Origin of the sequence: Streptomyces marianii (assembly GCF_005795905.1) — a bacterium.
Lineage (GTDB): Bacteria > Actinomycetota > Actinomycetes > Streptomycetales > Streptomycetaceae > Streptomyces > Streptomyces marianii.
Map to the genome: position 1 here is coordinate 7,361,913 of NZ_VAWE01000001.1, position 25,058 is coordinate 7,386,970.

20 protein-coding genes and 1 pseudogene are annotated in these 25,058 nt (G+C 71.6%); 15 read left to right on the top strand and 6 right to left on the bottom strand.

Annotated features, from left to right (window positions below):
* The first annotated feature begins 5 nt into the window (after positions 1-5).
* The 4 genes and pseudogenes from FEF34_RS33345 to FEF34_RS33360 all read left to right on the top strand — a co-directional run bounded on the left by FEF34_RS33345 (position 6) and on the right by FEF34_RS33360 (position 5,774).
* Positions 6-1,214: a glycosyltransferase gene (locus FEF34_RS33345; protein WP_138057880.1), complete on the top strand. Its 1,209-nt coding sequence runs from the start codon at positions 6-8 to the stop codon at positions 1,212-1,214.
* Entirely contained in the window at positions 1,211-2,932 is a 1,722-nt protein-coding gene (locus tag FEF34_RS33350) for a lipopolysaccharide biosynthesis protein (RefSeq protein ID WP_138056486.1), read from the top strand. The genes FEF34_RS33345 and FEF34_RS33350 overlap by 4 nt, the downstream gene beginning before the upstream one ends.
* The gene (locus FEF34_RS33355; protein WP_234042644.1) at positions 2,929-4,251 is read left to right on the top strand and encodes an MATE family efflux transporter; all 1,323 of its coding nucleotides are present in this window, start codon (positions 2,929-2,931) and stop codon (positions 4,249-4,251) included. The genes FEF34_RS33350 and FEF34_RS33355 overlap by 4 nt, the downstream gene beginning before the upstream one ends.
* A gap of 148 nt (positions 4,252-4,399) precedes the next feature.
* Positions 4,400-5,774 (top strand): annotated as a pseudogene (locus FEF34_RS33360) (IS1380 family transposase).
* Between the two features lie 182 nt (positions 5,775-5,956).
* Here FEF34_RS33360 and FEF34_RS33365 read toward each other — a convergent pair.
* Positions 5,957-6,946 (bottom strand): aldo/keto reductase, encoded by a 990-nt coding sequence (locus tag FEF34_RS33365; protein ID WP_138056487.1) that lies wholly within the window; start codon positions 6,944-6,946, stop codon positions 5,957-5,959.
* A 505-nt stretch (positions 6,947-7,451) separates the two neighbouring features.
* Positions 7,452-8,342: a LysR family transcriptional regulator gene (locus FEF34_RS33370; RefSeq protein ID WP_138056488.1), complete on the bottom strand. Its 891-nt coding sequence runs from the start codon at positions 8,340-8,342 to the stop codon at positions 7,452-7,454.
* Positions 8,343-8,418: 76 nt separating this feature from the next.
* On the opposite strand from FEF34_RS33370, the gene FEF34_RS33375 reads away from it, so the two are divergent.
* Both FEF34_RS33375 and FEF34_RS33380 read left to right on the top strand, forming a co-directional pair.
* Positions 8,419-9,162, top strand: a complete 744-nt coding sequence (locus FEF34_RS33375; protein WP_138056489.1) for a CTP synthase C-terminal region-related (seleno)protein — start codon at positions 8,419-8,421, stop codon at positions 9,160-9,162.
* Positions 9,163-10,262: 1,100 nt separating this feature from the next.
* Entirely contained in the window at positions 10,263-12,443 is a 2,181-nt protein-coding gene (locus FEF34_RS33380; RefSeq protein WP_171053186.1) for a DEAD/DEAH box helicase, read from the top strand.
* A 740-nt stretch (positions 12,444-13,183) separates the two neighbouring features.
* Here the strand turns inward: FEF34_RS33380 and FEF34_RS33385 are convergent.
* Positions 13,184-13,732, bottom strand: coding sequence for a Uma2 family endonuclease (locus FEF34_RS33385; protein WP_407698368.1), 549 nt, complete (start codon positions 13,730-13,732; stop codon positions 13,184-13,186).
* 504 nt (positions 13,733-14,236) lie between these two features.
* On the opposite strand from FEF34_RS33385, the gene FEF34_RS33390 reads away from it, so the two are divergent.
* The 4 genes from FEF34_RS33390 to FEF34_RS33410 all read left to right on the top strand — a co-directional run bounded on the left by FEF34_RS33390 (position 14,237) and on the right by FEF34_RS33410 (position 17,009).
* Complete coding sequence (locus FEF34_RS33390; protein ID WP_138056492.1) at positions 14,237-14,488, top strand: hypothetical protein; 252 nt, start codon at positions 14,237-14,239, stop codon at positions 14,486-14,488.
* 426 nt (positions 14,489-14,914) lie between these two features.
* The gene (locus tag FEF34_RS42145; RefSeq protein ID WP_199800709.1) at positions 14,915-15,052 is read left to right on the top strand and encodes a hypothetical protein; all 138 of its coding nucleotides are present in this window, start codon (positions 14,915-14,917) and stop codon (positions 15,050-15,052) included.
* A 32-nt stretch (positions 15,053-15,084) separates the two neighbouring features.
* Positions 15,085-15,663 carry a MazG-like family protein gene (locus tag FEF34_RS44025; protein WP_325063658.1) on the top strand — a complete coding sequence of 193 codons (579 nt, stop codon included), beginning with the start codon at positions 15,085-15,087 and terminating at the stop codon, positions 15,661-15,663.
* 122 nt (positions 15,664-15,785) lie between these two features.
* Entirely contained in the window at positions 15,786-17,009 is a 1,224-nt protein-coding gene (locus FEF34_RS33410) for an IS30 family transposase (protein ID WP_138051393.1), read from the top strand.
* Between the two features lie 202 nt (positions 17,010-17,211).
* On the opposite strand, the gene FEF34_RS33415 is transcribed toward FEF34_RS33410, so the two are convergent.
* Positions 17,212-18,084 carry an undecaprenyl-diphosphate phosphatase gene (locus FEF34_RS33415; protein WP_138056493.1) on the bottom strand — a complete coding sequence of 291 codons (873 nt, stop codon included), beginning with the start codon at positions 18,082-18,084 and terminating at the stop codon, positions 17,212-17,214.
* Positions 18,085-18,695: 611 nt separating this feature from the next.
* Entirely contained in the window at positions 18,696-19,403 is a 708-nt protein-coding gene (locus tag FEF34_RS33420) for a TVP38/TMEM64 family protein (protein WP_138056494.1), read from the bottom strand.
* Between the two features lie 49 nt (positions 19,404-19,452).
* Here FEF34_RS33420 and FEF34_RS33425 point away from each other — a divergent pair, with 49 nt between their 5' ends.
* The 5 genes from FEF34_RS33425 to FEF34_RS33440 all read left to right on the top strand — a co-directional run bounded on the left by FEF34_RS33425 (position 19,453) and on the right by FEF34_RS33440 (position 23,642).
* Entirely contained in the window at positions 19,453-20,151 is a 699-nt protein-coding gene (locus tag FEF34_RS33425) for a DNA alkylation repair protein (RefSeq protein ID WP_138056495.1), read from the top strand.
* An 86-nt stretch (positions 20,152-20,237) separates the two neighbouring features.
* The gene (locus FEF34_RS41605) at positions 20,238-20,396 is read left to right on the top strand and encodes a hypothetical protein (protein WP_171053187.1); all 159 of its coding nucleotides are present in this window, start codon (positions 20,238-20,240) and stop codon (positions 20,394-20,396) included.
* Positions 20,397-20,509: 113 nt separating this feature from the next.
* A complete protein-coding gene (gene tuf / locus FEF34_RS33430) occupies positions 20,510-21,679 on the top strand; it encodes an elongation factor Tu (protein ID WP_138056496.1) in 1,170 nt (389 codons plus the stop codon).
* A 111-nt stretch (positions 21,680-21,790) separates the two neighbouring features.
* Positions 21,791-22,696 (top strand): patatin-like phospholipase family protein, encoded by a 906-nt coding sequence (locus FEF34_RS33435; protein ID WP_138056497.1) that lies wholly within the window; start codon positions 21,791-21,793, stop codon positions 22,694-22,696.
* A 100-nt stretch (positions 22,697-22,796) separates the two neighbouring features.
* On the top strand, positions 22,797-23,642 hold the full coding sequence (locus FEF34_RS33440; protein WP_138056498.1) for a spermidine synthase: 846 nt from the start codon (positions 22,797-22,799) through the stop codon (positions 23,640-23,642).
* 61 nt (positions 23,643-23,703) lie between these two features.
* On the opposite strand, the gene FEF34_RS33445 is transcribed toward FEF34_RS33440, so the two are convergent.
* Positions 23,704-25,053, bottom strand: a complete 1,350-nt coding sequence (locus FEF34_RS33445; RefSeq protein WP_138056499.1) for an MFS transporter — start codon at positions 25,051-25,053, stop codon at positions 23,704-23,706.
* Positions 25,054-25,058 lie beyond the last annotated feature (5 nt).

The following is a 25,058-nucleotide window of genomic DNA, read 5'->3' on the forward strand; positions in this document are numbered from 1 at the left end:
TGCTGCTGGTGTCCACCAACTACGCGCCCGAGCACACCGGCATCGGCCCCTACGCGACCGGCATCGCCGAGCACTGGGCGAGCCGCGGGCATGACACCCATGTGCTCACGGGCCTTCCGCACTATCCGTCCTGGCAGCTCGACCCCGCCTACCGCAAGGTGTGGCGGGCCACCGAGCGGCGTGCAGGTGTCACGGTGCACCGCCGCCGGCACAGCATCCCGCCACGGCAGACCGCCCTGCGTCGCGGCGTGTTCGAGGGCTCGATTCTCGCCCACGGCCTGGTCGCACCTCCCCGCACCGGCCGGCTCGACGCGGTGCTCGCCCAGTTGCCCAGTCTCGCCGGGGGAGTGCTCGGCGCTCGGATCGCCGCCCGGCATCGGGCCCCGTACGTGCCCGTCGTACAGGACCTGATGGGCGCCGCCGCGGCGCAGTCCGGTATCAAGGGCGGCGGTGGCCGGGCCGCTGAGCTGGCCGAGCTCGCGGAGGCGTGGGTGCTGCGGCGGGCCACTCTCGTCGGCGTCATCCACGAGACGTTCGTGGACCGGGTACGGGCGATGGGAGTGGACCCCGGCCGTATCCGCCTGGTGCCCAACTGGTCGCACATACAGGCGCCGTCGGCGCCCCGGGCGCTTACCCGGGAGCGCCTCGGCTGGCGGCCCGAGCAGACGGTCGTCCTGCACTCCGGCAACATGGGCCTCAAGCAGGGGCTTGAGGTGCTGGTGGAGGCGGCCCGCCGCGATCCGGCCACCCGGATACTGCTGATGGGCGACGGCAACCAGCGTGAGCACCTCGCCCAGTTGGCCGGCGGGCTGCCCAATCTGGAATTCATGCCTCCGGTTCCTGACGCGGACTTCCCGGATGTGCTCGCCGCCGCCGATGTGCTCGCCGTCACCCAGCGGGCCTCGGTGCTCGACATGAGCGTGCCGTCCAAGCTGACTTCGTACCTCGCGGCCGGCCGCCCCGTGGTCGCGTCCGTCGCCGCGGAGGGCGGTACGGCCCGCGAGGTACTGCGCTCCGGTGCCGGAGTGCTCGTGGAACCAGAGGATCCGGATCAGTTTCTGTCCGCGGTGCGTAAACTCGCTCAGGATCCGTTGACGGCGAACGAGCTGGGTGCGGCAGGACCGCGCCATGTGGCGGCCCATCTGTCACGGGAAGCGGGTCTCGCGCGGATCGACGCGCTGATCGACGAGGCAATGGGGGGCCCTGGAAGGTGAGCCAGACACATGTCACGATCCGGGCGGAGGACGAGCCGGAGCAGTTGCGCGAGCAGTTCCGCCAGCTGCTGCGCTACCGCTGGCTGATCGCAGGCGGGGTCGGGGTGGGTTTGCTGGCCGGCGCATGGCTCGGCGTCACCGGCGCCGACAGCTACGCGGCCACCACCGATGTCGTCCTGCGCGCCCCCTCCAGTGACCCCTTCGCGCCGACCCTGTCGATCGACAAGGCGATCAACATGGGTTCGGAACGGCAGACGGCGCTCAGCCGCAAGGTCGCCGAGCGCGCCGCGAAGAAGCTGGGCATGGGCCAGGACGAGGTCGAGGGGCTCCAGAGTGGGCTCCAGGTCACCACTCCGCCGCAGACCCTGGTGCTGCACTTCACCTACAACGCCTCCGACCCGCAGGAGGCGGCCCGCCGCGCCAACGCGCTGACCGAGGCGTATGTCAGTCTGAGCAAGGAGCAGTGGGAGTCCTACCGCACGGTGATGGTCAAGAGCCTCCAGGACCAGCTGGATCCCATCGCCCTGCGCAACGACAAGCTCTCCAAGGACATCAAAGGGCTGTCCGACGGCTCCCGCGCCGACTCGCTCTACGCGCAGCAGGCCAACCTGCTCAATCGCATCACCGAGCTGAGCTCCAAGATCACCAGTCTGAAGGCGCTCGACATGACGCCCGGCAACGTGATCCGCGACGCGGTCCCGCCCGCGGCGCCCGACGGGCCGGGCCTGCCGCTGGCGCTCGGCCTCGGCGGGCTGGTCGGCGTCGGCCTCGGACTGCTCGTCGCCTGGGTACGGCTGGTCTTCGACCCCGCACCGCGTTCGGCCGGCGACGTGGCCCGCGCGGTGCGCGGCCCCGTGCTGGGCGCGTTGCCGCGCGGTTCCGCCGGTGCCCTGGAGGTCGGCCGTACGGACTCCCGGGCGGCCGAGGAGTACCGCTCGATCGCCTTCCGACTCGCTTACGACGAGAAGTTCGCCGACCGGCGGCGGGTGCTGGTCGTCGCCCCGCGCGGCTCCATGGAGGCGAGCGCCGCCGTGGCGGCCAACCTCGCCGCGTCCTTCGCGGAGACCGGCAAGCGCGTGCTGCTCGTCGAGGCCGATCTGCGCACCCCGTCACTTTCCGAACTCCTCGACGTGTCCACCGCGTCCCGGCCCCGCTGGAGCCGCGGAGAAGGTTACGGCGGTGGCGAGTACGGTGATCTCACCGAAGGGGAGTGGCCCGGCCGGGGCCAGCTCGTGGTCGACGCGGGCGAGTCCGGGGCCTTCGGCCTCATCCCCGGCGAACGGGTACGCAACGTCCCGCGCGCGCTGACCTCCGCCCGGGTCACTCAGCTGATCGCCGAGGCCGACGACCCCGACGCCACCGTGGTGGTCGTCGCACCGCCCGTGCTCGCCTACGCGGACGCCCTCGCGCTCGTCGACCGCGTCGACGGCGTGCTCATCGTCTGCGATCCACGCACCGTGCACCGAGCCGACCTCATCCGCATCCGTGAGCTGATCGTCGGCGCGGGCGGCACCGTGCTCGGCGCGGTGACGCACACCGAGCCGCGCCGGGGCGGAACCGATTCCCCTCCGCAGTCCGGCAGCCACCGGCGCCGGAAGGTTTCGGCTCCGGCTGACCGGGCGGCGCCGCCAGGGCGCCGCCCCGAGCCCGAACTCGACCCGCACACCAACCCCAGCGCCACGATGGCTCTGCGCACCGTCCGTTCCGGAGACCTGTGACCGCGCCCGGGGCGTCCGGCCAGGCACCGGACCAGCCGGAGGCGCCGGATCGGGAGTCCGATCCGCCGGGGACGTCCGAGTCGTCCCGGCAGCCGCCCGTGCCGCGGCGTGCGACCGCGGTGGTCGCCTCAGTGCTCGATCAGGCGGCGTCCAGTCTCACCAACATCGCCGTCCTGGTCATCGCCGCCCGGGTCTCCACCGCGCAGGGGTTCGCCGCCTTCTCGATGGTCTACCTGACCTTCACGGTGCTGCTCGGCCTCAACACCGCTTACGTCGGCCAGGTCGTGGTCCTCACCCGAGGCGAGGCAGCCGCCACCGGTGCCGCGTGCCGGTCAGGGGTCTCGTTCACCGCGCTCGCCGCCGTCGCGGGCGGTGCCCTGCTCGCCGCCGCCGGGGTGGCGACCGCCGTCGCCGGTGGGAGCTGGGCCGGACATGGCGGGGCCTTCCTCGCGCTGGGGCTCGTCCTGCCGCTGGTGCTGGTCCAGGACACCCTCAGGTATACGTTCTCGACCCTGCGACGCCCCGGCCTGGCGCTGGCCGCCGACACTCTGCGCCTGTTGTGCGTGGTGCCCGCGCTGCTGATCCAGCCGCAGCACACCGCGCCGGGGCTGCTCGTCGCCGTCTGGGGCCTGTCGGCCGTGCCCGCGCTGCTGCTCGGACTGCGCCTGCTGTGGCCACGGGTGCGCGGCGCCCGGACCGATCTGCGGCCGTATCTGCGCAGGGGCCACCTCGGGCAGCGTTTCGCGGTGGAGTTCGCCGTGGGCAACGCCTCAAGCCAGCTCGCCGTGCTGGGCCTCGGTCTGTTCGCGGCTCCGTTGGCGGTCGGCGCGCTGCGCGGGGCGTCCACCCTCTTCGGTCCGCTCAACGTGCTCTTCAACTCGGTGAACGCGTTCGGGCCGCCGCTGCTGAACCGCTTCGGGGGCCCCCGGGCCACCGCCCGCGCCGCGGCCGTGCTCGGCCTGCTGCTTTGCGCCGCCGGCCTCGCCTGGGGTCTGGTACTCCACGACCTGCCCGACGGTGCGGGGCGCCAGTTGCTCGGCGCCACCTGGCAGTCGGCGTCCAGCCTGCTGCCCGCCACGGGCGCCCAGTACGCGGTGATGGGCCTGGGCACCTGTGCTCTGGTGACCCTCCGGGTGCTCAGCCCGCGTGCCACCCTGTCGGTGCAGGTGGTGTTCTCGCTGCTTTCGGTCGTCCTCATGCTCGGCGGGTACCTGCTGAGCGGCTCCGCGCTGGGTGCGGCCTGGGGGCTGGCCGCGGGCTCCGCCCTGAAGGCGGTAGCGGCCTGGACCCGGGTCGTCCGGCTGCCCGCGGTGGAATGACCCACCGGCGTGCTGGCACCGGCTAACCTCGCGCTTTCACGAGCGGGTCTGTCCGAGGCGTGACCAAAAGAGCGAGGAGTGCCTCTGACCTGGGGCGACAGGGCTTGTCCAGGGTCCATGTCGTCGTCAGGAAAGCTGCACTCCTCAGGTGAAGAAGCGTACCGGGCTGTACCCACGTGTCCGCGTCGAGGGCGATGGTCGCGGGGCCGTCTCGCACTCCGGCGCCGTGCTACGTGTCGAGACGGCCCGCAAGGCAGGGCTGGACGCGGCGCTGTCGGCGGCTCTGACGCCGTGGCGCAAGGAGCGGGCGGTCCATGATCGCGGCAAGATCCTGCTGGACGTCGCGCTCGCGGTGGCCCTGGGCGGGGACTGCCTGGCAGATGTCGCGGTGCTGCGGGCCGAGCCGGCCGTGTTCGGGCCGGTCGCCTCCGACCCGACGGTCTCCCGCCTGGTCGACACCCTGGCTGCGGCCGGACCCAAGGCGCTGACGGCGATCCGCCGGGCAAGGGCCGAAGTCCGCGCACGGGCCTGGCGGTTGGCCCGCGAGGCGGCCCCGGACGTGGGCGGCGAGGTGATCGTGGACATCGACGGCGTGCTGGTCCCGGCACGATCCGAGAAAGAGCACGCCGCCAAGACCTGGAAGAAGACGTTCGGGCACCACCCGCTGTTCGCGTTCGTCGACCACGGCCGTGAGGGGTCCGGGGAACCGGTCGCCGGCCTGTTGAGACCGGGGAACGCGGGCAGCAACACCGCCGCCGACCACATCGAGGCCGCCCGCCTGGCGTTGGCCCAGCTGCCGAAGAAGTACCGGCGTGGACGCCGCACACTGATCCGAACCGACTCCGGCGGCGGCACCCACAAGTTCCTCAACTGGCTTACTGCACACGGAAGGTGGCTTTCGTACTCGGTGGGGATGACCATCACCGACGCCATCCACGCCGCTGTGCTCCGGGTCCCGGCCTCGGCTTGGACTCCGGCTGTCGAGCCGGGCGGCGAGGTCCGCGACGGCGCCTGGGTGGCCGAACTCGCAGGGGACGTCCTCAAGGGTTGGTCGAAGGGCATGCGGCTGATCGTCCGCAAGGAACGGCCGCACCCGGCGCGCAGTTGCGCTTCACCGACGCCGACGGGCTGCGGCTGACCTGCTTCGCTACCAACACCACCCACGCCCCGATCGCCCAGTTGGAGCTGCGGCACCGCCAGCGGGCCCGCGCCGAGGACCGGATCCGTGCCGCCCGCGATACCGGCCCGCGCAACCTGCCCCTCCACGACGCCGCGCAGAACCAGGTCTGGCTGGAGATCGTGCAGCTCGCCTCGACCTGCTCGCCTGGATGCCCATGCTCGCCCTGGCCGGGCCCGCCCGTCGGTGGGAACCCAAGCGTCTGCGGCTACGGCTGTTCTCCGCCGCCGCCCAGCTCGTCACCACCGGCCGCCGCCGCGTGCTCCGCCTCGCCCGCCACTGGCCCTGGACCAATGTGATCACAGGCGCCCTCGAACGGCTGCAAGCCCTACCGAACCCGGGCTGACAGCACCGAAGCCCTGTCCCGACGAGCACCCGACCACCCCCGGAGCCGTGGAATCCGGCGCCCACCCGGCGCGACAGCCGTGCGCTCGCCATGCCCACGCGCAGAAACACCGCGCCCGGACAAGCAAAAACGGCCCGTCAGTCAAGCTGACGAGCCGTCATGCAGGATTGAGGTTAGCGAGGTTAGCGGTCCACGGACCTCATCCCAGCCTCGTCATAGCGTTCTCCGGACGGCTCGGGGAGCTCAGCGTCGATGCGGGCCATATCGTCCTTGGTCAGTTCGACATCAACCGCGCCGGCGTTCTGCTCGAGGTAGCTGCGGCGCTTGGTGCCCGGGATCGGAACCACGTCGTCTCCCTGAGCCAGAACCCAGGCGATCGCCAGCTGCGCCGGTGTCACGTCCTTCTCTGCCGCGATCTCCTTCACCTTGGCCGCCAGCCGCAGGTTGGCCTCGAGGTTGCCGCCGGCGAAGCGGGGACCACTGCGTCGGAAGTCGCCCTCGTCCAGTTCGTCGAGGGAGGAAAACCGGCCGGCGAGAAAGCCACGGCCCAGCGGTGAGTAGGGGACGAAACCGATACCGAGTTCCCGGCAGGTGGGCAGAACCTCGGCCTCCGGATCCCGCGTCCACAGGGAGTACTCGGTCTCTACGGCAGTGATCGGGTGGACGGCGTGGGCGCGCCGGATGGTGTCCGCGCTCGCCTCGCTGAGCCCAATGTGACGCACCTTGCCCTCGGCGACCAGCTCCGCCATGGCGCCGACGGTCTCCTCGATCGGCACGTGGGGGTCGACCCGGTGCTGGTAGTAGAGGTCGATGTAGTCGGTTCCCAGGCGCGTGAGCGAGCCGTGGACGGAGCTCTTGACGTGCTCGGGCGAACCGTCCTGTCGGCCCACCGTGCTCATGTCGCCCGGCACCGCGTCGTCCATCCGGTTGTTGAACTTGGTGGCGATCACGAACTCGTCGCGGCGGCCTCTGATCGCCTCGCCGACCAGTGACTCGTTGGTGAGCGGGCCGTAGACCTGCGCGGTGTCGAGGAAGTTGATGCCGAGGTCGAGTGCGTGGCGGATGGTCGCGATGCCCTCGTCGCGGTCGGCGGAACCGTAGTAGGCCGACATGCCCATGCAACCAAGCCCAAGGGCCGATACCCGCAGATCTCGCAACCGACGCTGTCGCATGTGCGGCGCCCTGGCCTTCCGTGAGCTTGTGCGTTTGCTCTGTAACGTTCGGCACCCGGGGGTGGATGCCCATGCGTGTTCACGATAACTGAACGCCTCCACCAAGACACTGGACTTCAAGGGGGCCGCCTCATATTCAACGATCTACGGCGTCCAACTCGATGTGACCCTCAGCTTCGCCCCGGCCGGAGAGTCTTGGCCGCCCCTGTCGCATTTAGACGCCGGCGTGCCCGACGACGATGCGGCGGGAGGACCGGTGGCGGCGTATCTCGCGCCCAGCCCGCTTGTCGCCCTCCGGCGTCGTCCTTGGGCCTCTTCGGCAGGGCGATGACCTGACCGGGGAACTTGTCGGCCAGGGCCCGGCAACCCTCGTCGTCCTCGGCTTTCACCTTCGGATGGAGGCGAAGTTGCTCGGCAATGCTCTCGGCACGCGCGGCGGTCTGGTCGTGCACGCGCCTCGGCAGGTCGGCGCCGTTCCAGGGGTGCGGCACTGGTGGCCGCCTGGTCATCGCGTTGCTGCCGTCAGGGCTGTGGCGAGGACTGCGAGGGGGCCGTCCGACGTGTCGCTGTGGAGGACCTCGGTGCGGTGCACCAATCGTGGTGCGCAGACGGGGACCGGACTGAGACCGGGTATGCCGTCGATCGCCTGCGTGGGGAGCAGCGCGAGTCCGTGTCCTGCGGCGGCGAGGGCGAGGAGCCCGCGTATGTCGGTCCCTTCGTAGCGCAGGGACGGGCGATAGCCGTTGGTTCCGCTCGCGGTGCGCAACTGTGCGAGAGGGACTGCGGTGTCGGGTGCGTCGATCCATCGGGCGTCGGCGAGGTCGGCCAGGTCGAGGTTGGCCCGGTCGGCCAGCGGGTGCTGAGCCGGCAGCGCGACGGCCAGCGGTCCCTCGGTGACGGCCATCGTGGTGAGCGGGCCGATGTCGGGGAGGTGGAGCGGGTCGTTGGGGGCCGCCATGCCGTCGATCAAGCCGAGGTCCAGGGTGCCGGTCGCGAGTTCGCGGGTGACGGCTTCGCGGCCAAGGACCCGCACCGCCACCTCCAGGAGGGGCTGCGTCCGGCGGATGCCGGCGAGAGGGACGGTGAGCCGTGACGTCATGGCCAGCGGTGAGACACCGAGGGTGATGCGGGCGGCTGGTGCCGCAATCAGACGCGTGATGTCCGCGCGGGCGGCGTCCAGCCGCAGCAGCAGCGGCCCGGCATGCTCCAGTAGCCGGACGCCTGCGACCGTCGGAGAGACCGGACGCCGTTGCAGCAGGAGTGTTCCGAGGTCGTTCTCGAGCGCGGCGATGTGCTGGGACACCGCCGACTGTGTGTAGCCGAGCTCACGAGCCGCCTCGGAGAAGGAACCGCAGCGCGCCACGGCCACGAAGGTGCGGAGGAGGTGCGGATCCATGTCCATCAGTATTGCTTATCGAACCATGAATCTTCATCGTTGGTGCTGAACTCGATGGCTGGGGCAGGATGTGCGCATGCCTCAACCCGGGAACTTCTGGACAGCCCGTCTCGCCCTGGTGGGCGACCGCTCGCCCGGCGTGCGAGCCCACGCCCGTATCCCTGAACTCCTCGACGCCCTGGTCCAGCGCGACCAGCTCGCCCTGGACGCCTACTGGATTCCGACCCGGGAGGCGGAATCCGGCGGCTCCCTCGCCGGGTTCGATGCCGTCTGGCTGGTGCCGGGCAGCCCGTATGACAGCGAAGCCGGGGCGATCGCGGCCGTCCGCACCGCCCGTGAGGCGGGGATCCCGTTTCTGGGTACCTGCGGTGGTTTCCAGCACGCGGTCCTGGAGTTCGCGCGTGACGTTTGCGGGCTCGTCGGCCTTGAACATGCGGAGAACCAGCCGGAGGCCGAGGACTTGCTGATCGTTCCACTGGCGTGCTCCCTGGTCGGTCACGAGGGCGCGGTCACGGTAGAGGCGGGATCACTGGCGGAGCGTGTCCTGGGAGCCGAGCGGACCCTGGAGCGGTACCACTGCTCGTACGGACTCGGCACGCCCTATCTGGATGCGTTGCGCGCGCACGGTCTGCGCTTCAGCGGCACCGATGACGCAGGTGACGTGCGTATCGCCGAACTGCCGGGCCACCCGTTCTTCCTCGCGACCCTGTTCCAGCCCGAGCTCGCGGGCGACGGAACCCGGGTCCACCCGATCATCCGGGCGCTGGCGGCCGCGGCGGTCGAGCACGCCGCCAAGAGCTCGGCGCCCACGCACACGTGAGACGAGCGACTGCCCCTCGGGGATGGCGTGGCGCCGGTTCCCGGGCGGGCCGAGTGCGAGAGAGGGCACTGCGGAGACAGCCCTTCGCCGCGCCACCAGGGATCAGTTCCCCGGAAGACCGGGGGTGGTCCTGGCCGGCGCCGGAAGTGCGGCAGGAACCGGCAGAGTACGCGGTGGCCAGCCGTGGTGGGGTCGGCAACCCGACAGCGGCTACGCGCTCGTCTCGTCCGGGTCTGCGTCTGCACGTTCCACCGCACCGGCAAGCAGAGCTATCTGCTGATACGTGCAGCAATCCGCCATCTCGGTGCCGAGCTCCGCATGGCACCGCTCGCACGCCAGATTCGGGCCGTCCAGTCCAGCCGGCCCGCAACAGCCCGAGCGTCGCCCCTTGCCGAGAACCGGTTCCAGACCTCGCGCGTCTCCGGGGTACAGGACGAACGCGGCAGGGACAACCCCGGACATATCGATGCCCAGCGCCGCGTACTTACTCAAAGAGGCCTCCGGCTCGACCGCATACGTGCCCGGGGCCAGGCGAGGGGGGCATTCCTGCCCTTCGGGCATGCGGAAAGGCATCGGCGCGTCGTTCGCATCGGGCAGGGCGACCTCTCGCACAGCCCGACTCACGTGAGATCGGCAATGACGGCAGCGGAACACAATCACAGCACCATCCTCACATCCACAGGTCCGGGTGAGCCCCACCTGACATCGGAAACCGCCGACAAGGCGGCAGCCAAACTCTCGAAGCGTCCCGGATTCCATCGGCGCCGACGGAGATGCTGCGTAAGCGGCCTCCTCGCCAACGAGTTCTCGTCGCATCACTCGCTCTTGCGATGGGATCGGCTTTCGCGGCCTGGTACGCCGCTGGATGCTCTGACCCCAGGCTGCGAGGCGACAACCAGGGCTCTGTGCCGGGCAGCCGACAGGGACCAAGGGGGGCCTGCGCGGTCGGGTCTGCCCGGCGAGAGCCCATGTGGCCTGCGACGTAGCCGGTCGGGCAGCCATCGTGGTAGTCGTGTTCCCCAGGTCGGCGGCGCCGCTTCGACCTGGCTGGCGAGTGTTGTTGGCCCTTGCCGGTGGTGGTGGGTGGAAGAGGGGGACGCGTGGGGCGTGGGGAACGGGCGACGCTCGCGAAGGGAGCGCGACTGTATGAGGCGGCGCGGGCAGTTGCCGGCGACCATGACAGGGCGGTCGGGGCGGTACGGGAGGCTCTGAAGCCGATCCATGACGCCGAGGTGCGTCGGGAGCTCGAGGCCATCCCCGTCGCCCGACTGCAGGAAGCCACCGAAGCGCGGCTGCGCCTGGGCATCGTGGAGAGGAGCGGACTGCGCACGGTAGGCCGTGTACTTCAGGCGGGGCCGTACCGGTTGCGGCAGATACCCGGTGTCGGGCAGGTCACGGTCGACCAGCTCCTCGCCGCCGCTCGAAGACTGGCCGACGCCGCGCACGAGAGCGTCGCCGTCCACATCGACGTGGACCGGCCGGAGCCACGGACCACCGCCCTGGTCACAGCCCTGCACGTGCTGGTGGAGGCCGGCCCGGACGCCCGGCGCGCGGTCGACAGGGCCGCCGTCCTCTCGGCGCGACTCGGTCCGCTGCTGGCTGACGCTCAGCTGGTCGCCGGACGGTTCCGGACACTGCTCGCGGGCCAGGAGAAGAGGGCCCGGGCGCTGGCGGCCGTCGCGGAGATCCGGTCGCTGCTGGACGAGGCGGATCAGGCCGGGGTGCCCGGGCTGTTCGCCCAGGCGTCGGTGGATCTGCTGCGGGGACCTTCGAGCGACGTCGCGGCCTGGGTCGACTTCGAACTCCGCTCCGCCGAGTACTACAGCCTGCTGGCGGGGATCTCCGGGCGGGTGACCGACTCGGCCGCCTCCGAGGGCTTCGTCCCGGACGAGATCGCCGAGCGGGTGCGGACCCAGCGCCTCGACGACTCTCACCGGCGGGTCTCCCTGCGCGGCTACCAGGCGTTCGGTGCGCGCTTCGCCCTCGCTCAGCGCAAGGTGGTCCTCGGTGACGAGATGGGTCTCGGCAAGACCATCCAGGCGATAGCCGCGCTGACGCACCTGGCTGCCGAGGGGCAGAGCCACTTCATGGTCGTCTGCCCGGCGAGCGTGCTGGTGAACTGGACGCGGGAGATCGAAGCCCGCAGCACCTTGCGCGCCGCGCTTCTCCACGGCCCCGACCGGCACCTCGCGTTCGCCGACTGGAAGGGACGCGGCGGGGTCGCGGTGACCACCTTCGAAGCGCTGCGCGGGTTCCCCACCCCGGGCGGCGGAGAAGTCGGGATGCTCGTGGTCGACGAGGCGCACTGTGTGAAGAACCCGAAGGCCCTGCGGTCCCAGGCGGTCGCCCAATGGGCGGAGCGCTGCGACCGTGCCCTCTTCATGACCGGTACCCCGATGGAGAACCGGGTCGCCGAGTTCCGCAACCTGGTCCGGATGCTCGCCCCCGGCCTCGCTGAATCCATGGACGAGTGGGACGCATTGGCCACATCCGCTGCCTTCCGCAAGGCCGTCGCCCCGGTCTACCTGCGACGCAACCAGAAGGATGTGCTGAGGGAGCTCCCCAGCCTCCAGCAGACGGATGAGTGGGAGGAGTTGAGCGCCTCGGACGAGGACGCCTACTTCGAAGCCGTGCGCGCCGGCAATTTCATGGCGATGCGCAGGGCCGCATACATGCGTCCCGAGAAGTCGGCCAAGCTGGGACGGCTCCAAGAGATCGTGCAGGAGGCCCGGGAGAACGGTCAGAAGACGGTGGTCTTCTCCCACTTCAAGGACGTGCTGGGCGTGGTGAAGCAGGCGCTCGCCGACCAACTCTCCGACGGCCCGGCGGTGTTCGGCCCGCTCACCGGAAGCGTCCCGGCTGGACAGCGGCAGCGGCTCGTCGACGACTTCGCGGCAGCCTCGGGTCCCGCGGTGCTGCTGGCGCAGATCCAGGCGGCCGGTGTCGGTCTCAACATGCAGGCCGCCTCCGTCGTCATCATCTGCGAACCCCAGATCAAGCCGACCATCGAGCACCAGGCGGTGGCCCGTGCCCACCGCATGGGCCAGGTCAGGCCGGTACAGGTGCACCGCCTCCTCGCCACCGGCGGGGTGGACGAACGCGTGCGCGAGATGCTCGAGAGGAAGACGCGCCTGTTCGACGCGTATGTCCGCCGCAGCGCTGTGGCGGAGGCCACCCCGGACGCGGTCGACGCATCGGACGCCGAGACGGCGCGCCGGATCGTCGAGGAGGAACAGGCCCGCCTGGGCCTTACGGGCGGAGCGCCCCTGCGCCCTGAGTAGCCGGACCGGATGGCCGCCGCCGTGTCGAACCGTCACGCCCCCTCCTCGCCACGACACCGGCGGCACCGCCGACCGCGGGAGACCCGCGTGTTCACACGTGGGTGGAGTCAGGGCGTGTGTGCCGTCCACCGAGGCGTGTCGGGGGTCTGGTCGGCGATGGAGGAATCGACGTTGCTTTTGCGGATGGGAGGTTCTGGTGTGCTGCGCTGAACTCACCACAGGGGAAGTCCCCGGCGATGGTCCGCACCCGGATCGGTCCGGCGTCCCGCGGTGTGATAAGCCGCCGACGGGGTCCACGCGGCCGGACGGACCCGCGCATGCGGTCGACTGCGGCGGGTCGATGGCTCATGAGGAGCGGCGCCCCGGGCGGGCCCGCGCCCCCGCCGCTTGATCAGCAGCTGGACCATCTGAAACGGGTACGAGGGGTTCGGCGGCGCCCTGCCGCTGCTGGGCACGACGGAGGCGGCCCGCCCGAACATCTCCATGTCAATCTGGCGCACCCTCGCTCACTCACCGCGTCTACGCCTGCGAGTCCTCCTTCAGCCCCGACATCGTCTGGACCCGCCTCGACCGCGTCGACTTCACCCGCGCCGCCCGCCTCGACCCGACCGCCGACAACCTGGTCGGCGACGTCACCGGCCGGTACGAGCCCCGTGAACCGTTCACCTTCGCCCTCGGGGGGCGTGAGGCGGCTCACGCTTCCAGCTCGCGAAGCCGTGGCCCGGCGTCCGGGAGGGCGGTCAGGGTACGAGGCTGTCGAGGTCGATGTCGAGGGGGATGGGGACGGAGACCTTCAACCGGTTGCGGTGGATGCCGGTGGCCACGTAGGTGCTGGTCATGGAGTCGAGTTCGTAGGTGTGGACGGTGGGGGCGCCGGTCTCGTCCTCGACGCGCCAGAAGTGGGGGATCCTGGCCTGTGCGTACTTGAAGGGCTTCAGGGACCGGTCGCGGTCCGCCGACTCCTCCGAGACGACCTCGATGACCAGAGCGACGTCCTCGGGCGCGTACCAGGTCCGGTCGGGGTCGTACGGGGCGGTGGTGAGCAGGATGTCGGGCTCGGGGCGGCTTTTCTTGTCGAGCCGGACGGTCATCTCACGCTCGGCGTCGAACCCGTCGGGGGCGGCCTGGCGCAGGGCGAAGGTCAGGTTCTCCACCAGCCGGGTGTGCCAGGACCGCTGCGGCGACATCATGAAGATCAGGGCTCCGTCGATGAGTTCGGTGTGCCGCGGTGCCTGGGCGAGGCCGTCGAGGTCATCGGCTTCCCAGCCGCTGATCCTGGGCGGGATCATCCAGTCGGGGAGTTCGGCGGTCACGGCTTCCTCCAGGCGCCTCGAAGAGGTCAGGGGCCTTTATCCCGGATCGCGGACGCGGGCCTAACGCTGGTGTCAGCGTAGTCGAGCGACCGGACCTCTCACTCGGCCCGTGTGAGTCCGACGCGCAGGACACTGGTGATCATCTCGGCGTGGATCCGGACGACGTGGTCCGTGGACGAGCCGCTGCGGCGGAGTGGTGCACGTCAGCTTGAGCGTCGGGTCGAGGTCGGCCGACACCAGGCTCGCGATGTCGTCGAGGTCGCAGTCGTAGCCCCGTCCTTTCCTCACAGGGCAGGGGGGCCGCAAGTGGTGCCCTGGCGTACGGCGGTGCCGCGGCTGGTTCCCGGGTTCCGCCGAGCCGTGCGGAGCGTCAGCTGGTGCTGGACGCGACCTGCCACGTGCGGGCCGCCCGCGCCCTCGACCGGCTCGCTCGGGACCTGGTCGACAGCTCGGAGTTCACCCCGATCGCCCTGGACGCGGATGCCTGGCCCCACAGCCGGCCCTCAGCCCCACTGTTCGCGAGCCCTGCACCTGTCCGGCTGTATGGAGGGCGTCCAGTTCTGGTTCCCGAACGCCGTCGACGCCGGCTCGGCCACCGCTGCCCGCGCCCTCTACCTCCTGCACCTGTCCCGGGCCGAGGTCACCGTCGCCCACCACTGGCAAGAGCAGACCACCAGCCCCACTGCTGACCTCGCAGTCGTGGTGTCGTCAGGGTGCCTCCGGTGCCGGTGAGGCATCCGTTGATGATGTCGCTACGGTTTTGGATCCGACGGAGGCCGTGTCGTAGCCGGCGGATGAGTGATCGGGTCGGTGAAGGCGGTGTTTGCCTGGGTGATCCTGCGGAGGATGGGCCAGATGCCTTCGAAGGCATGGAGGTTGGGCGCGTAGGGCGGCAGACGGTAGGCGATGATCCATTCCTGTGCGTCGGTGAAGGCCCGCATGCGGCGGTCTCACCATCGCCTTCAACCCGGCCTGGCCTACGCCGAGCAACATCTGCACGGACGCCGAGCTGATCACCGAACTCCTCGCCCCCGCCCTGTTCGGCCACCACCGGCCCCGGCAGGTCACCGAGGTCGAGCACCACCTCGCGCACGCCGCCTTCGCCGCCCTCGCCCACGTCTCCGGCCCCTCGCTGGGTGCCTGGCCGACTGCCGGTACGTGCACGAGCCGCGGACCGACGAAGGCCGGCTCACGGACCACTCCGCCCTCACGGTCGCCCTGGCGCTCACCGCCGGGGCGCCGCTGGACGTGACCGACCCGGCCGCCGCGGAGCTCACGGCGCCGGCGCTGTTCTGACCCTGCTGCAGAATCCACCCGAGGAGGACGGCGTGAAGGTTGACACCTGGGACTACGTGACGCGGCTGCGGAAGTGGCTCGACGCGGACGCGGTCCCGACGTCGGTGGAGGACGCCCGGCTCCTGAGCGTGCTCAAGATTTCTGAGGAGCTGGGGGAGGTCGCTGAGGCTGAGGCCCTTCACGGGGCGCTTGGCGCCAACCTGTGCGAGGGCGCGTCCCACGACTGGGGAGACGTCACGAAGGAGCTCGCGGACGTCATCGTGACGGCCATGGTCGCCCTGGACACCGTGAGCGGGGATGGCGCGACCGTGGTGGAGCAGCAGCTCCAGGGCCGCGTGGAGGAGGAGATCACGGCGGCCGGGGACATCCGGCTCCTCCAGGTCCTCGCGATCAGCGGCGACATGGGCACCATCGCCACCGCCGTGTACGGCGCACTGGGCACCGGCCCGCGCGGTGAGGCAGTCGAGGTGACACACACATGGGAGGACGTGGAAGCGCGCCTCGACCGGCTCATCCTCACGGCCGCCGCCGCGCTGGACGACCTCACCGGCGATGCCTGGGACACGGTCGACGAGCGGCTGCGTTTCCTCGTGGCGAGGGTCGCGGCCTAGGTCGGACATGAACCTCAGCTGACCCGCTCCACCCTCTGTACGGAAGGGCCCGCACTGTACGGAAGGGCCCGCACGGCCTTAGGTTCTAGTGGTCGTCGCAACACCCCAGCTCAAGGGGTGCGATGGACTTCGAGATCCGCAAGGTGCGGACCGCGCAGGGGCCTGTGAAGCTGCGCCGGGAGCGGGAGGCATACTCCCGGCTCGTGCAGCAGGGATACAGCAACACGGAAGCCTGCCGGATCGTCGGTGTTGACCGGCGAACCGGCAACAAGTGGCGTAACGGCCGCAGCGCCGACCGTCGGCAGAAGGCGGCACCACCGATTTCCGCGGTGGCGCCGCCTTCCGGCACGTCCAGGTACCTGCGCGAGGAGGAGCGGATCCACATCGCCGACCGGTTGCGGGAGAAGGCCACGGTGCGGGCGATCGCCGCGGAGCTGGGCCGCAGCCCGTCCACGGTCAGCCGGGAGATCCGCCGCAACCGAACGGACGGCGCACGCGGCCGGTGGCACTACCGCCCTCACGCAGCCCAGGCCCGCGCCGATGCACGCCGGCCCCGCCCCAAGAGCCGCAAGATCAGCGAGAACCCCGAGCTTCGGGCCGCTGTCCAGGCAATGCTGGACGAGAAGTGGAGCCCGGAGCAGATATGCCACGCTCTGCGGGCACAGTTCCCCGACCGGCCGGAGATGCACGTGGTCCACGAGACCGTCTACCAGGCCCTCTACGTCCAGGGCAGAGGCCAGCTGCGGCGCGAGCTCGCAGGCGCCCTGCGCTCCGGGCGGGCCCGCCGCAGGCCGCAGAGGCAGGCGAACTGCCGCCAGCCGCGTTTCACCACCCCGATGGTCATGATCAGCGAACGGCCCGCTGAGATCGAGGACCGGGCCGTGCCCGGTCACTGGGAGGGCGACCTGATCATCGGCAAGGACGGCAAGTCCGCGATCGGCACCCTGGTCGAACGCGCCACCCGCTACGTCATGCTCCTGCACCTGCCCGGCGACCACGGCGCCGAGAGCGTCCTGACCTCCCTGACATCCACCGTCCAGACCCTGCCCGCCCACCTGAAGCGGTCCCTGACCTGGGACCAGGGCAGTGAGATGGCCCGGCACGGCGAGTTCACCCTCGCCACCGACATCCCGGTCTACTTCTGCGACCCCGCCAGCCCCTGGCAGCGCGGCTCGAACGAGAACACCAACGGCCTGCTGCGGCAGTACTTCCCCAAGGGCACCGACCTGTCGGTCCACACCCCCGCGCACCTGGCCGCCGTCGCCGACCAGCTCAACCGCCGCCCACGCAAAACACTCGGCTGGGAAACCCCAGCCGAGCGCCTGCATAAACTGCTCACGGCCTGATCAACACAACCACGTGTTGCGACGACCGCTAGAAACCGCCGGCAGTGCGGGCCCTTCCGTGTCATCCCCTACTTCGCGGACGCACACGCCCTAGGGGGCGTATCCCGCCTCCCCGGTGGGAGACAAGTGGGAGATGATCATGGCGTGGTGCTGCAATCAGACGCTAGGAAATGCCAGATGGCGCTACCTGTGCGGCCCTGGTTCAGCCGCCGGATTCGCCCGCGTGCGGGCTCAGTACGTCGGTGCCGACCAGGATGAAGATCAGGATGCCGAGGATGATCCGGTAGATGACGAACGGCATGAAGGACTTCGTGGTGATGAACTTCATGAACCACGCGATCACCGCGTAGCCGACGGCGAAGGCGATGACCGTCGCGAAGACGGTCGGGCCCCACGACACATGGCCTTCACCCGCGTCCTTCAGCTCGAAGACGCCCGAGGCGAGCACGGCCGGGATCGCCAGCAGGAACGAGTAACGGGCAGCCGCCTCGCGGGTGTAGCCCATCAGCAGGCCACCGCTGATCGTGGCGCCGGAGCGGGAGACGCCCGGGATCAGGGCCATGGCCTGGCACACGCCGAAGATCAGGCCGTCCTTGACGGACAGGTCCCGCAGCGACTTCCGCTCCCGCACGACGCGGTGCTTGCCGCCCGTCTCGTCCCGGGCCGCCAGGCGGTCGGCCACACCGAGGACGATGCCCATGACGATGAGCATCGTGGCGGTCAGCCGCAGGTCGCGGAACGGCCCCTCGATCTGGTCCTTGAGCGTGACGCCGAGCACGCCGATCGGGATGGATCCGACGATCACCAGCCAGCCCATCTGGGCGTCGTGGTCCCGGCGCATCGCCTTGTCCGTCAGCGAGCGGAACCAGGCGCTGACGATGCGGGCGATGTCCTTGCGGAAGTAGATGAGCACCGCCGTCTCGGTGCCGATCTGGGTGATCGCGGTGAACGCCGCACCCGGGTCGTGCCAGCCCGCGAAGGCCGCGGTCAGGCGCAGATGCGCGCTGGAGGAGATGGGGAGGAACTCCGTCAGCCCCTGGACGAGCCCGAGGATGAGTGATTCGAACCACGACATGAAAGCTAAGCCGTCCAAGTACTGGTCAGGTCGGAAGGTACGGGTACGGGCCGCGATCATGCGCCCATCGCGTGGCAGCGTAGCGTCCGACGGTTTCGCGGTGGCGGGCGGGCTGCCCCGCCGGAGGCAGCGCGGGCTTGGACCGGCCGGAACGCTCGGCCGGGGGACGGCTCCGCTCGGCCCTCCGCGGGTCCCGACGCCGTCCGCCCGCGTGCACACGCCGGCGTCAGCGCGTCCGGTGGGACCTCGTCCCCGCCCCGCGCGCAGACCACCACCGGCCTGAGGCCCTCGCCGCGCTCGTGCTCCGGCAGGTTCGGCGGACGGCCGGGGCAACGCCGGTCGTCCCGCGCCATCAGCGTCAGCAGCACGGGTGGAGCTCGCGTCCGGCCTTCGCCGGGCACAGCGGGTCCCGTCTTCGGGGGGCTGCCCGCGCAAGGCGGTGCCACGCGACCCGCGCGGGCCGTGACGCACGGACTTCTTCCGGGGGCGGACGAGCGAGCGGGTGCTCGGCGACCGGTCCCGGGACGACGCGGGCGGCGATGCCCGCCCAGCGGCGGGTAACGGGGCCGCCGCGGTCGCGGTCGCGGTCGAGGGTGACCCGTGCCGGTCTGTCAGGCGCCGCGCGACAGGCGGTGGCGCTTGCGCCAGGCGACGGTGGCGCCGGCCAGGGCCGAGACGACGATGAAGCCCGTCGCGGCAAGGAAGACGGGCGATGTCGGCGAGGCCGCGGTGCTGCCGGCGATCACGTACGCCGCGGTGTTCGGGACCGAGCCGAGGCCGGTGGCCAGCACGAAGGGGACATAGCCCATGCGGGACACGGCGGCGCAGTAGTTGGTGGCGGCGAACGGGATGCCGGGGAAAAGCCGCAGCGCGAGCATCGAGCGGAACCCGTGCCGGCTCAACTGGCCGTCGGCTGCCTCGAGCAGGCGGCCGCGCAGCAGCGGCCGCAGCGCCTCCTGGCCGAGGAACCGCCCCAGGGTGAAGGCGATGCCCGCGCCCAGGACCGTGCCGGCGATCGCGGCCGCCAGACCGGCCTGCGAACCGAAGAGGGCTCCCGCGGCCAGGTTCAGCAGGGGGCGCGGGACGAACGCAGCGGTGCACAGCCCGTACGCCGCGGCGAAGAGCGCCACCGCGGTCGCGCCGCCGACCTGGGGCGGCCAGCCCGCCACCAGCAGGCGCTGCGGCTCGTACGCCATGACCGCCGACGCCGCGGCCGCCAGGACGGCGACGAGCAGGGCCAGGCGGGACCAGGGGGAGAGAAGGACGCGGCCGAATCGGAGAGCGAAGCCGCCGCGCGGCCCGGAGACGGGGTCGAGCATCCGGGGAGACTAACCGAACGCGCGGTGTGATCGCCGTAAGGTGTGGCACATGACGCTTCCGGTGCCGCGCAGCGCCCTCGCCGACACGGTGCTCGAACGGCTCACCGTGACCTACCCGGCGGCCGCCGACCCGGTCCGGGCCCGGGAGGCTGCCGCGTACATGAAGGATGTCGCGCCCTTCCTCGGGATCCGCACGCCCGAACGCCGCGCGCTGTCCCGAACGGTCCTCGACGGCACGCCCGCGCCCACGGAGGCCGACTGCACGGCCGTCGCCCTGCGCTGCTGGGAGCTGCCCGAGCGCGAGTACCACTACTTCGCCGCCGACTACCTGCGGCGACACGTCGGACGCTGCTCCGCGGAGTTCATCCCGGTGGCGCGCCGGCTGATCACCACCGTCTCCTGGTGGGACACCGTGGACACCCTCGCCGCGCACGTCGTCGGCCCGCTCGTCGCCGCGGACCCCGCGCTGGTCCGCGTGATGGACCGCTGGATCGACGACGACGACCTCTGGGTCGCCCGGACGGCCCTGCTCCACCAGCTGCGCCACAAGGAGGCCACGGACGAGGAGCGGCTGTTCCGGTACTGCCTTCGCCGGTCCGGCCACCCGGACTTCTTCATCCGCAAGGCCGTCGGCTGGAGCCTGCGCGAGTACGCCAAGACCGCCCCGGACGCCGTACGCGCCTTCGTCGACTCCGCCCGCGGCCGGCTCGCGCCGCTCTCCGAGCGGGAAGCGCTGAAGAACCTCTGACGTCCGGCGGAGCCCGCCACGGCCCGCCGTGGCGGGCTGTGGAAAACCATTCGACGGGCGCCGGCGACGTCGGAGATCATCGACGCATGTTCCGGCAGACCTTCCCCGCAGCGCCGTCCGCAGTCGCGGACGCGCCGAAGGCTGCCCGCTTCCCCGCCTCCACGGCATTCCCCGCGGCCCTCGCCGTCGCGGCCGCCTTCGTCGCGGCCGCCGCATCGGCAGCCGCCGACGGCGCCCGACGCTGACTCTCCCCGGATCGTCCGGCGGACCCCGCAGGGGGAGGGTCGGTACGGCCCAGGGGTCCCCCTCCGCGACGCGGAGTCCAACGTTCGAGTTCCGGGAAGGAACTGCGACAGCCATGCCCAAGACGGCATACGTGCGCACCAAGCCGCACCTCAACATCGGCACCATGGGCCACGTGGACCACGGCAAGACCACCCTGACCGCGGCCATCACCAAGGTCCTCAGCGAGCGCGGGACCGGCACCTTCGTGCCGTTCGACAGGATCGACCGCGCCCCGGAGGAGGCCGCCCGCGGCATCACCATCAACATCGCGCACGTCGAGTACGAGACCGACACCCGGCACTACGCCCACGTCGACATGCCCGGGCACGCCGACTACGTGAAGAACATGGTCACCGGTGCCGCCCAGCTGGACGGCGCCATCCTCGTCGTCTCCGCGCTGGACGGGATCATGCCGCAGACCGCGGAGCACGTCCTGTTGGCCCGTCAGGTCGGCGTCGACCACATCGTCGTGGCCCTGAACAAGGCCGACGCGGGCGACCCCGAGCTGACCGACCTCGTCGAACTGGAGGTGCGCGAGCTGCTGACCGCGCACGGATACGGCGGGGACTCGGTGCCGGTCGTGCGGGTTTCCGGCCTCAGGGCGCTGGAAGGGGACCCGCGCTGGACGGCCGCCGTGGAGGCGCTGCTCGACGCCGTCGACACCTATGTGCCGATGCCGGTCCGCTACACGGACGCGCCGTTCCTCCTTCCGGTGGAGAACGTCCTCACCATCACCGGCCGGGGCACGGTCGTCACCGGGGCGGTCGAGCGGGGCAGCGTCCGCGTCGGCGACCAGGTCGAGGTGCTCGGGGCCGACACGGCCACGGTCGTCACCGGTCTGGAGACCTTCGGCAAGCCCATGGACTCCGCGGAGGCCGGGGACAACGTGGCCCTGCTGCTGCGGGGCGTTCCGCGCGACGCGGTCCGCCGCGGCCACGTGGTGGCCGCTCCCGGCAGTGTGACGCCGAGCCGTCGGTTCACCGCACAGGTGTATGTGCTGTCCGGCCGTGAGGGAGGCCGGACGACACCGATCACCACCGGCTACCGGCCGCAGTTCTACATCCGGACCGCGGACGTCGTCGGGGACGTGGACCTGGGCGGGGCGGCGGTCGCCCGGCCGGGCGACACGGTCGACATGACCGTCGAGCTGGGCCGTGACGTGCCGTTGGAGCCCGGCCTGGGCTTCGCGGTCCGCGAGGGCGGCCGGACCGTGGGCGCGGGTACCGTCACCGGTCTGGTCTGACGCGATCGGGATCCGCCGTGCGTCACCACGGGCGGCGGAGCTGACGCGATCGGGATCCGCCGCCCGTCACCACGGGCGGCGGATCCGCCCCGTACACGTCACACTGCATCCATGGCGGACATGGATCACAGAGGTGCGGAGCGGGGTACCGACGGGGGAGCACCGTCGGGGCGACGGGGGACCGCGCTCGTGCTGGGTGGGGGCGGGCTCGCCGGCATCGGCTGGGAGATCGGCGTCCTGCACGGTCTCGCCGAGGCCGGGGCGGACGTCTGCGCGGCCGATCTGGTCGTCGGTACGTCGGCGGGATCCGTGGTCGGCGTCCAGCTCTCCTCCGGACTGCTCACCCTTCCGGAGCTGTATGAGCGTCAGCTCGCCGACCCGGAGGGGGAGGTTCCCGCCGGCATGGGGCCCGCCGTGCTCGCCCGCTACGTCTGGGGGGTGCTGCGCTCACGGGACGCCGAGGCGTACGGCGCGCGCATGGGACGGCTCGCGCTGTCCGCCCGCACCGAGCCGGAGGAGGCACGCCGCGCCGTCTTCGCCGCACGGCTCCTCACCCACGAATGGCCCGCGGCGCGCCGTCTCGTCGTCACCGCGGTGGACGCCGTCACCGGGGAGTTCCACGCGTTCGACCGGGAGAGCGGGGTCGGCCTGCTCGACGCCGTCGGCGCCAGTTGCGCCGTGCCGGGAGTCTGGCCGCCCGTCACCATCGACGGGCGGCGCTTCATCGACGGCGGGGTGCGCTCGTCCACGAACGCGGATCTCGCGGCCGGGTACGGCACCGTCGTCATCGTCGCGCCCATCTCGGTCGGCGGCGGCCCCGTGCCGTCCGCACGTGCCCAGGCCGCCCGGCTCGCCGCGGCCGGGGCGCGCGTCGTGCTGATCACCCCGGACCGCGCGGCCCGGAGGGCGTTCGGGCGCAACGTGCTCGACCCCGCGCGCCGGGCGCCCGCCGCCCGTGCAGGCCGCGCCCAGGCGGTTGCGCACGCGGACGCCGTACGGGCGGTCCTGCCGGTCTGAACCCCCGCCGACCGCCGAGTACCGGGCCCTTTCCGGCCCCATTCCGGCCCCGAGACCCTCCGGCGTTCGCGGGGGCGTCCATGGGCGGACAATGGGCAGGGTGGACGATCCCATTCCCGTCGAGCGCGCCGTGGACAACGGCACCGCCAGACTCCTTCCCGACATCGACCGGCCCCGCGCCTGGCTGCTCACCGTGGAGGGAGCGCCCCAGTCCTACGTCGACCTGGACGATCCCACGCATCTGGAGTTCGAGTACGCACGGCGGCTCGCGCACGTCCTCGACGGGACCGGAGAAGAGGGCGCACCGCTGGACGTCCTGCACCTCGGCGGCGGTGCCCTCACCCTGCCCCGGTACGTCGCGGCCACCCGCCCCGGCTCACGGCAGGACGTGGTGGAGGCGGACTGCCGACTGCTGGCACTGGTCGCGGAACGACTTCCGCTGCCGCCTGGCTCGGGGATATCCGTGCACGCCGCGGACGCACGCGCGTGGCTGGAGCGGGCGCCCGAGAACTCGGCGGACGTCCTGATCGCCGATGTCTTCGGCGGCTCGCGCGTACCGGCGCACCTCACCTCCCGGGAGTACGCCGGGGCCGCCTGCCGTGCCCTCCGACCCGACGGGGTCTACGCGGCGAACCTCGCCGACAGCGCCCCGTTCGGATTCCTCCGCTCCCAACTGGCCACCTTCGCGGACGTGTTCCCGGAGCTCGCCCTGGTCGCCGAGCCGGGAGTGCTGCGCGGACGCCGCTTCGGCAACGCGGTCCTGCTGGCCTCGCACACGCCGATCGACGTCGCCGCCCTGGCGCGCCGCACGGCGTCGGACGTCTTTCCCGCCCGCGTGGAGTACGGCGACGGCCTGCGGAGCTTCATCGGAGCCGCCCGGCCCGTGGGCGACGAGGACGCGACGGGGTCGCCCGAGCCGCCGGCGGGATCGTTCGGCATCGGCTGACCGGCGCCGTGGAGCCCGGAGGCGGACGCCCGGCCGCTGCCTGGGGGAGCGGCGGTGCGGCTCACGGATCCTCCGCCGCCGGCGTGGCCGGGGCCGGGGCCGGGTACATGGTTTCTTGCGTGTGGAGCTCGGTGGCCGTTCCGGCGGCCGGTGCCGGGCCGGGGCCGTGGCCGGCCACATGCTTCGTACGGCGCGTCAGATTCCGTACGTCCGGGACCAGCAGCACCAGCGCCGTCACGAGGACGATCAGCACCGCGCAGCCCCACAGGGCGGTCTCCCGGCCGAAGAAGCTCTCCGCCGGTCCGGCCAGGGCCGTCGACAGCGGCAGCATGGCGGTCGAACCGAACCAGTCGTACGCACAGACCCGGGACAGCTTCTCCTCCGGGATCTCCTGGTGCAGTGCGGTCATCCACGCGACGCCGAACACCTCGATCGCGGCACCGCTGACGAACATGACCACGATCAGGGCACCGATCTGCACCGGCACGGCGAGCGCCGCCGAGGGGAGCGCCAGCGGGAACACGCACAGCGTGCCGACGAGCAGCATCCGCCGGGGCTTCCAGCGCATCATCAGCAGCGCCCCGCCCAGCGTGCCCGCGCCGAACGCCGCCAGCGCCAGACCCCACGGGCGTGCTCCGCCCAGCGACTCCTCGGCGACCAGCGGCCCGTACACGGCGTCGGCGGCACCCACGACGGCGACCACGACCGAGAACTGCGCCACGATCGACCACAGCCAGGGGCGGCCGGTCACCTCGCGCCAGCCGTCCCGCAGATCGGCGAGCAGTCCGTCGCCGGGAGCCCGTTCCGGGATGTGACCGACGTCGAGGAACGCGCGGAGCGCGCCGGCGACCGCGAAGGCGGCCGCGTCGACGGCGAGTACCCAGCCCGGGCCGACGGCGGCGATCATGGCCCCGCCGAGTGCCGCGCCGCCGATGCCCGCACCGTGCATCGCCATCCGGAAGAGCGCGAACGCCCGGCCGGCGTGCTCGCCGTCGACCGTGGACATCAGCATGCCCTCGGCGGCGGGGTTGAAGAACGCCTGCCCCGTGCCGCAGAGCGCGGTGAGCAGCATCATCTGCCACAGCTGCGGATCACCGGCCAGCACCAGCGCGGCGAACGCCGCCTGCGACACACAGTTGAGCGCGTTGGCGGCCACCATCACCCGGTGCCGTGGCAGCCGGTCCGCGATGGCCCCGCCGATGAGCAGGAACAGCACGAGCGGGAGGGTGCGGGCCGCAGCGACCAGGCCCACGTCGCCGCCGTCGCCGCCGGACTCCAGTACCGCGAACGCCGCCGCGATCAGCGCGCCGTGCGTGCCCAGGTTCGTGACGATCGCGGCGGCGGTCAGCAGCGAGTAGTTGCGGCCGACCCACTCGGGACGGCGGCGGGGGAGCGGCGTACGAGAAGTCACCCGGG

Bases quoted from the DNA above. Each gene is read 5' to 3' on its own strand.
- FEF34_RS33365 (WP_138056487.1), bottom strand. From the start codon at position 6,946: ATGCGACAGCGTCGGTTGCGAGATCTGCGGGTATCGGCCCTTGGGCTT.
- FEF34_RS33370 (WP_138056488.1), bottom strand. From the start codon at position 8,342: ATGGATCCGCACCTCCTCCGCACCTTCGTGGCCGTGGCGCGCTGCGGT.
- FEF34_RS33375 (WP_138056489.1), top strand. From the start codon at position 8,419: ATGCCTCAACCCGGGAACTTCTGGACAGCCCGTCTCGCCCTGGTGGGC.
- FEF34_RS33385 (WP_407698368.1), bottom strand. From the start codon at position 13,732: ATGATCCCGCCCAGGATCAGCGGCTGGGAAGCCGATGACCTCGACGGC.
- FEF34_RS33390 (WP_138056492.1), top strand. From the start codon at position 14,237: ATGCCTGGCCCCACAGCCGGCCCTCAGCCCCACTGTTCGCGAGCCCTG.
- FEF34_RS33410 (WP_138051393.1), top strand. From the start codon at position 15,786: ATGGACTTCGAGATCCGCAAGGTGCGGACCGCGCAGGGGCCTGTGAAG.
- FEF34_RS33415 (WP_138056493.1), bottom strand. From the start codon at position 18,084: ATGTCGTGGTTCGAATCACTCATCCTCGGGCTCGTCCAGGGGCTGACG.
- FEF34_RS33420 (WP_138056494.1), bottom strand. From the start codon at position 19,403: ATGCTCGACCCCGTCTCCGGGCCGCGCGGCGGCTTCGCTCTCCGATTC.
- FEF34_RS33425 (WP_138056495.1), top strand. From the start codon at position 19,453: ATGACGCTTCCGGTGCCGCGCAGCGCCCTCGCCGACACGGTGCTCGAA.
- FEF34_RS41605 (WP_171053187.1), top strand. From the start codon at position 20,238: ATGTTCCGGCAGACCTTCCCCGCAGCGCCGTCCGCAGTCGCGGACGCG.
- tuf (WP_138056496.1), top strand. From the start codon at position 20,510: ATGCCCAAGACGGCATACGTGCGCACCAAGCCGCACCTCAACATCGGC.
- FEF34_RS33435 (WP_138056497.1), top strand. From the start codon at position 21,791: ATGGCGGACATGGATCACAGAGGTGCGGAGCGGGGTACCGACGGGGGA.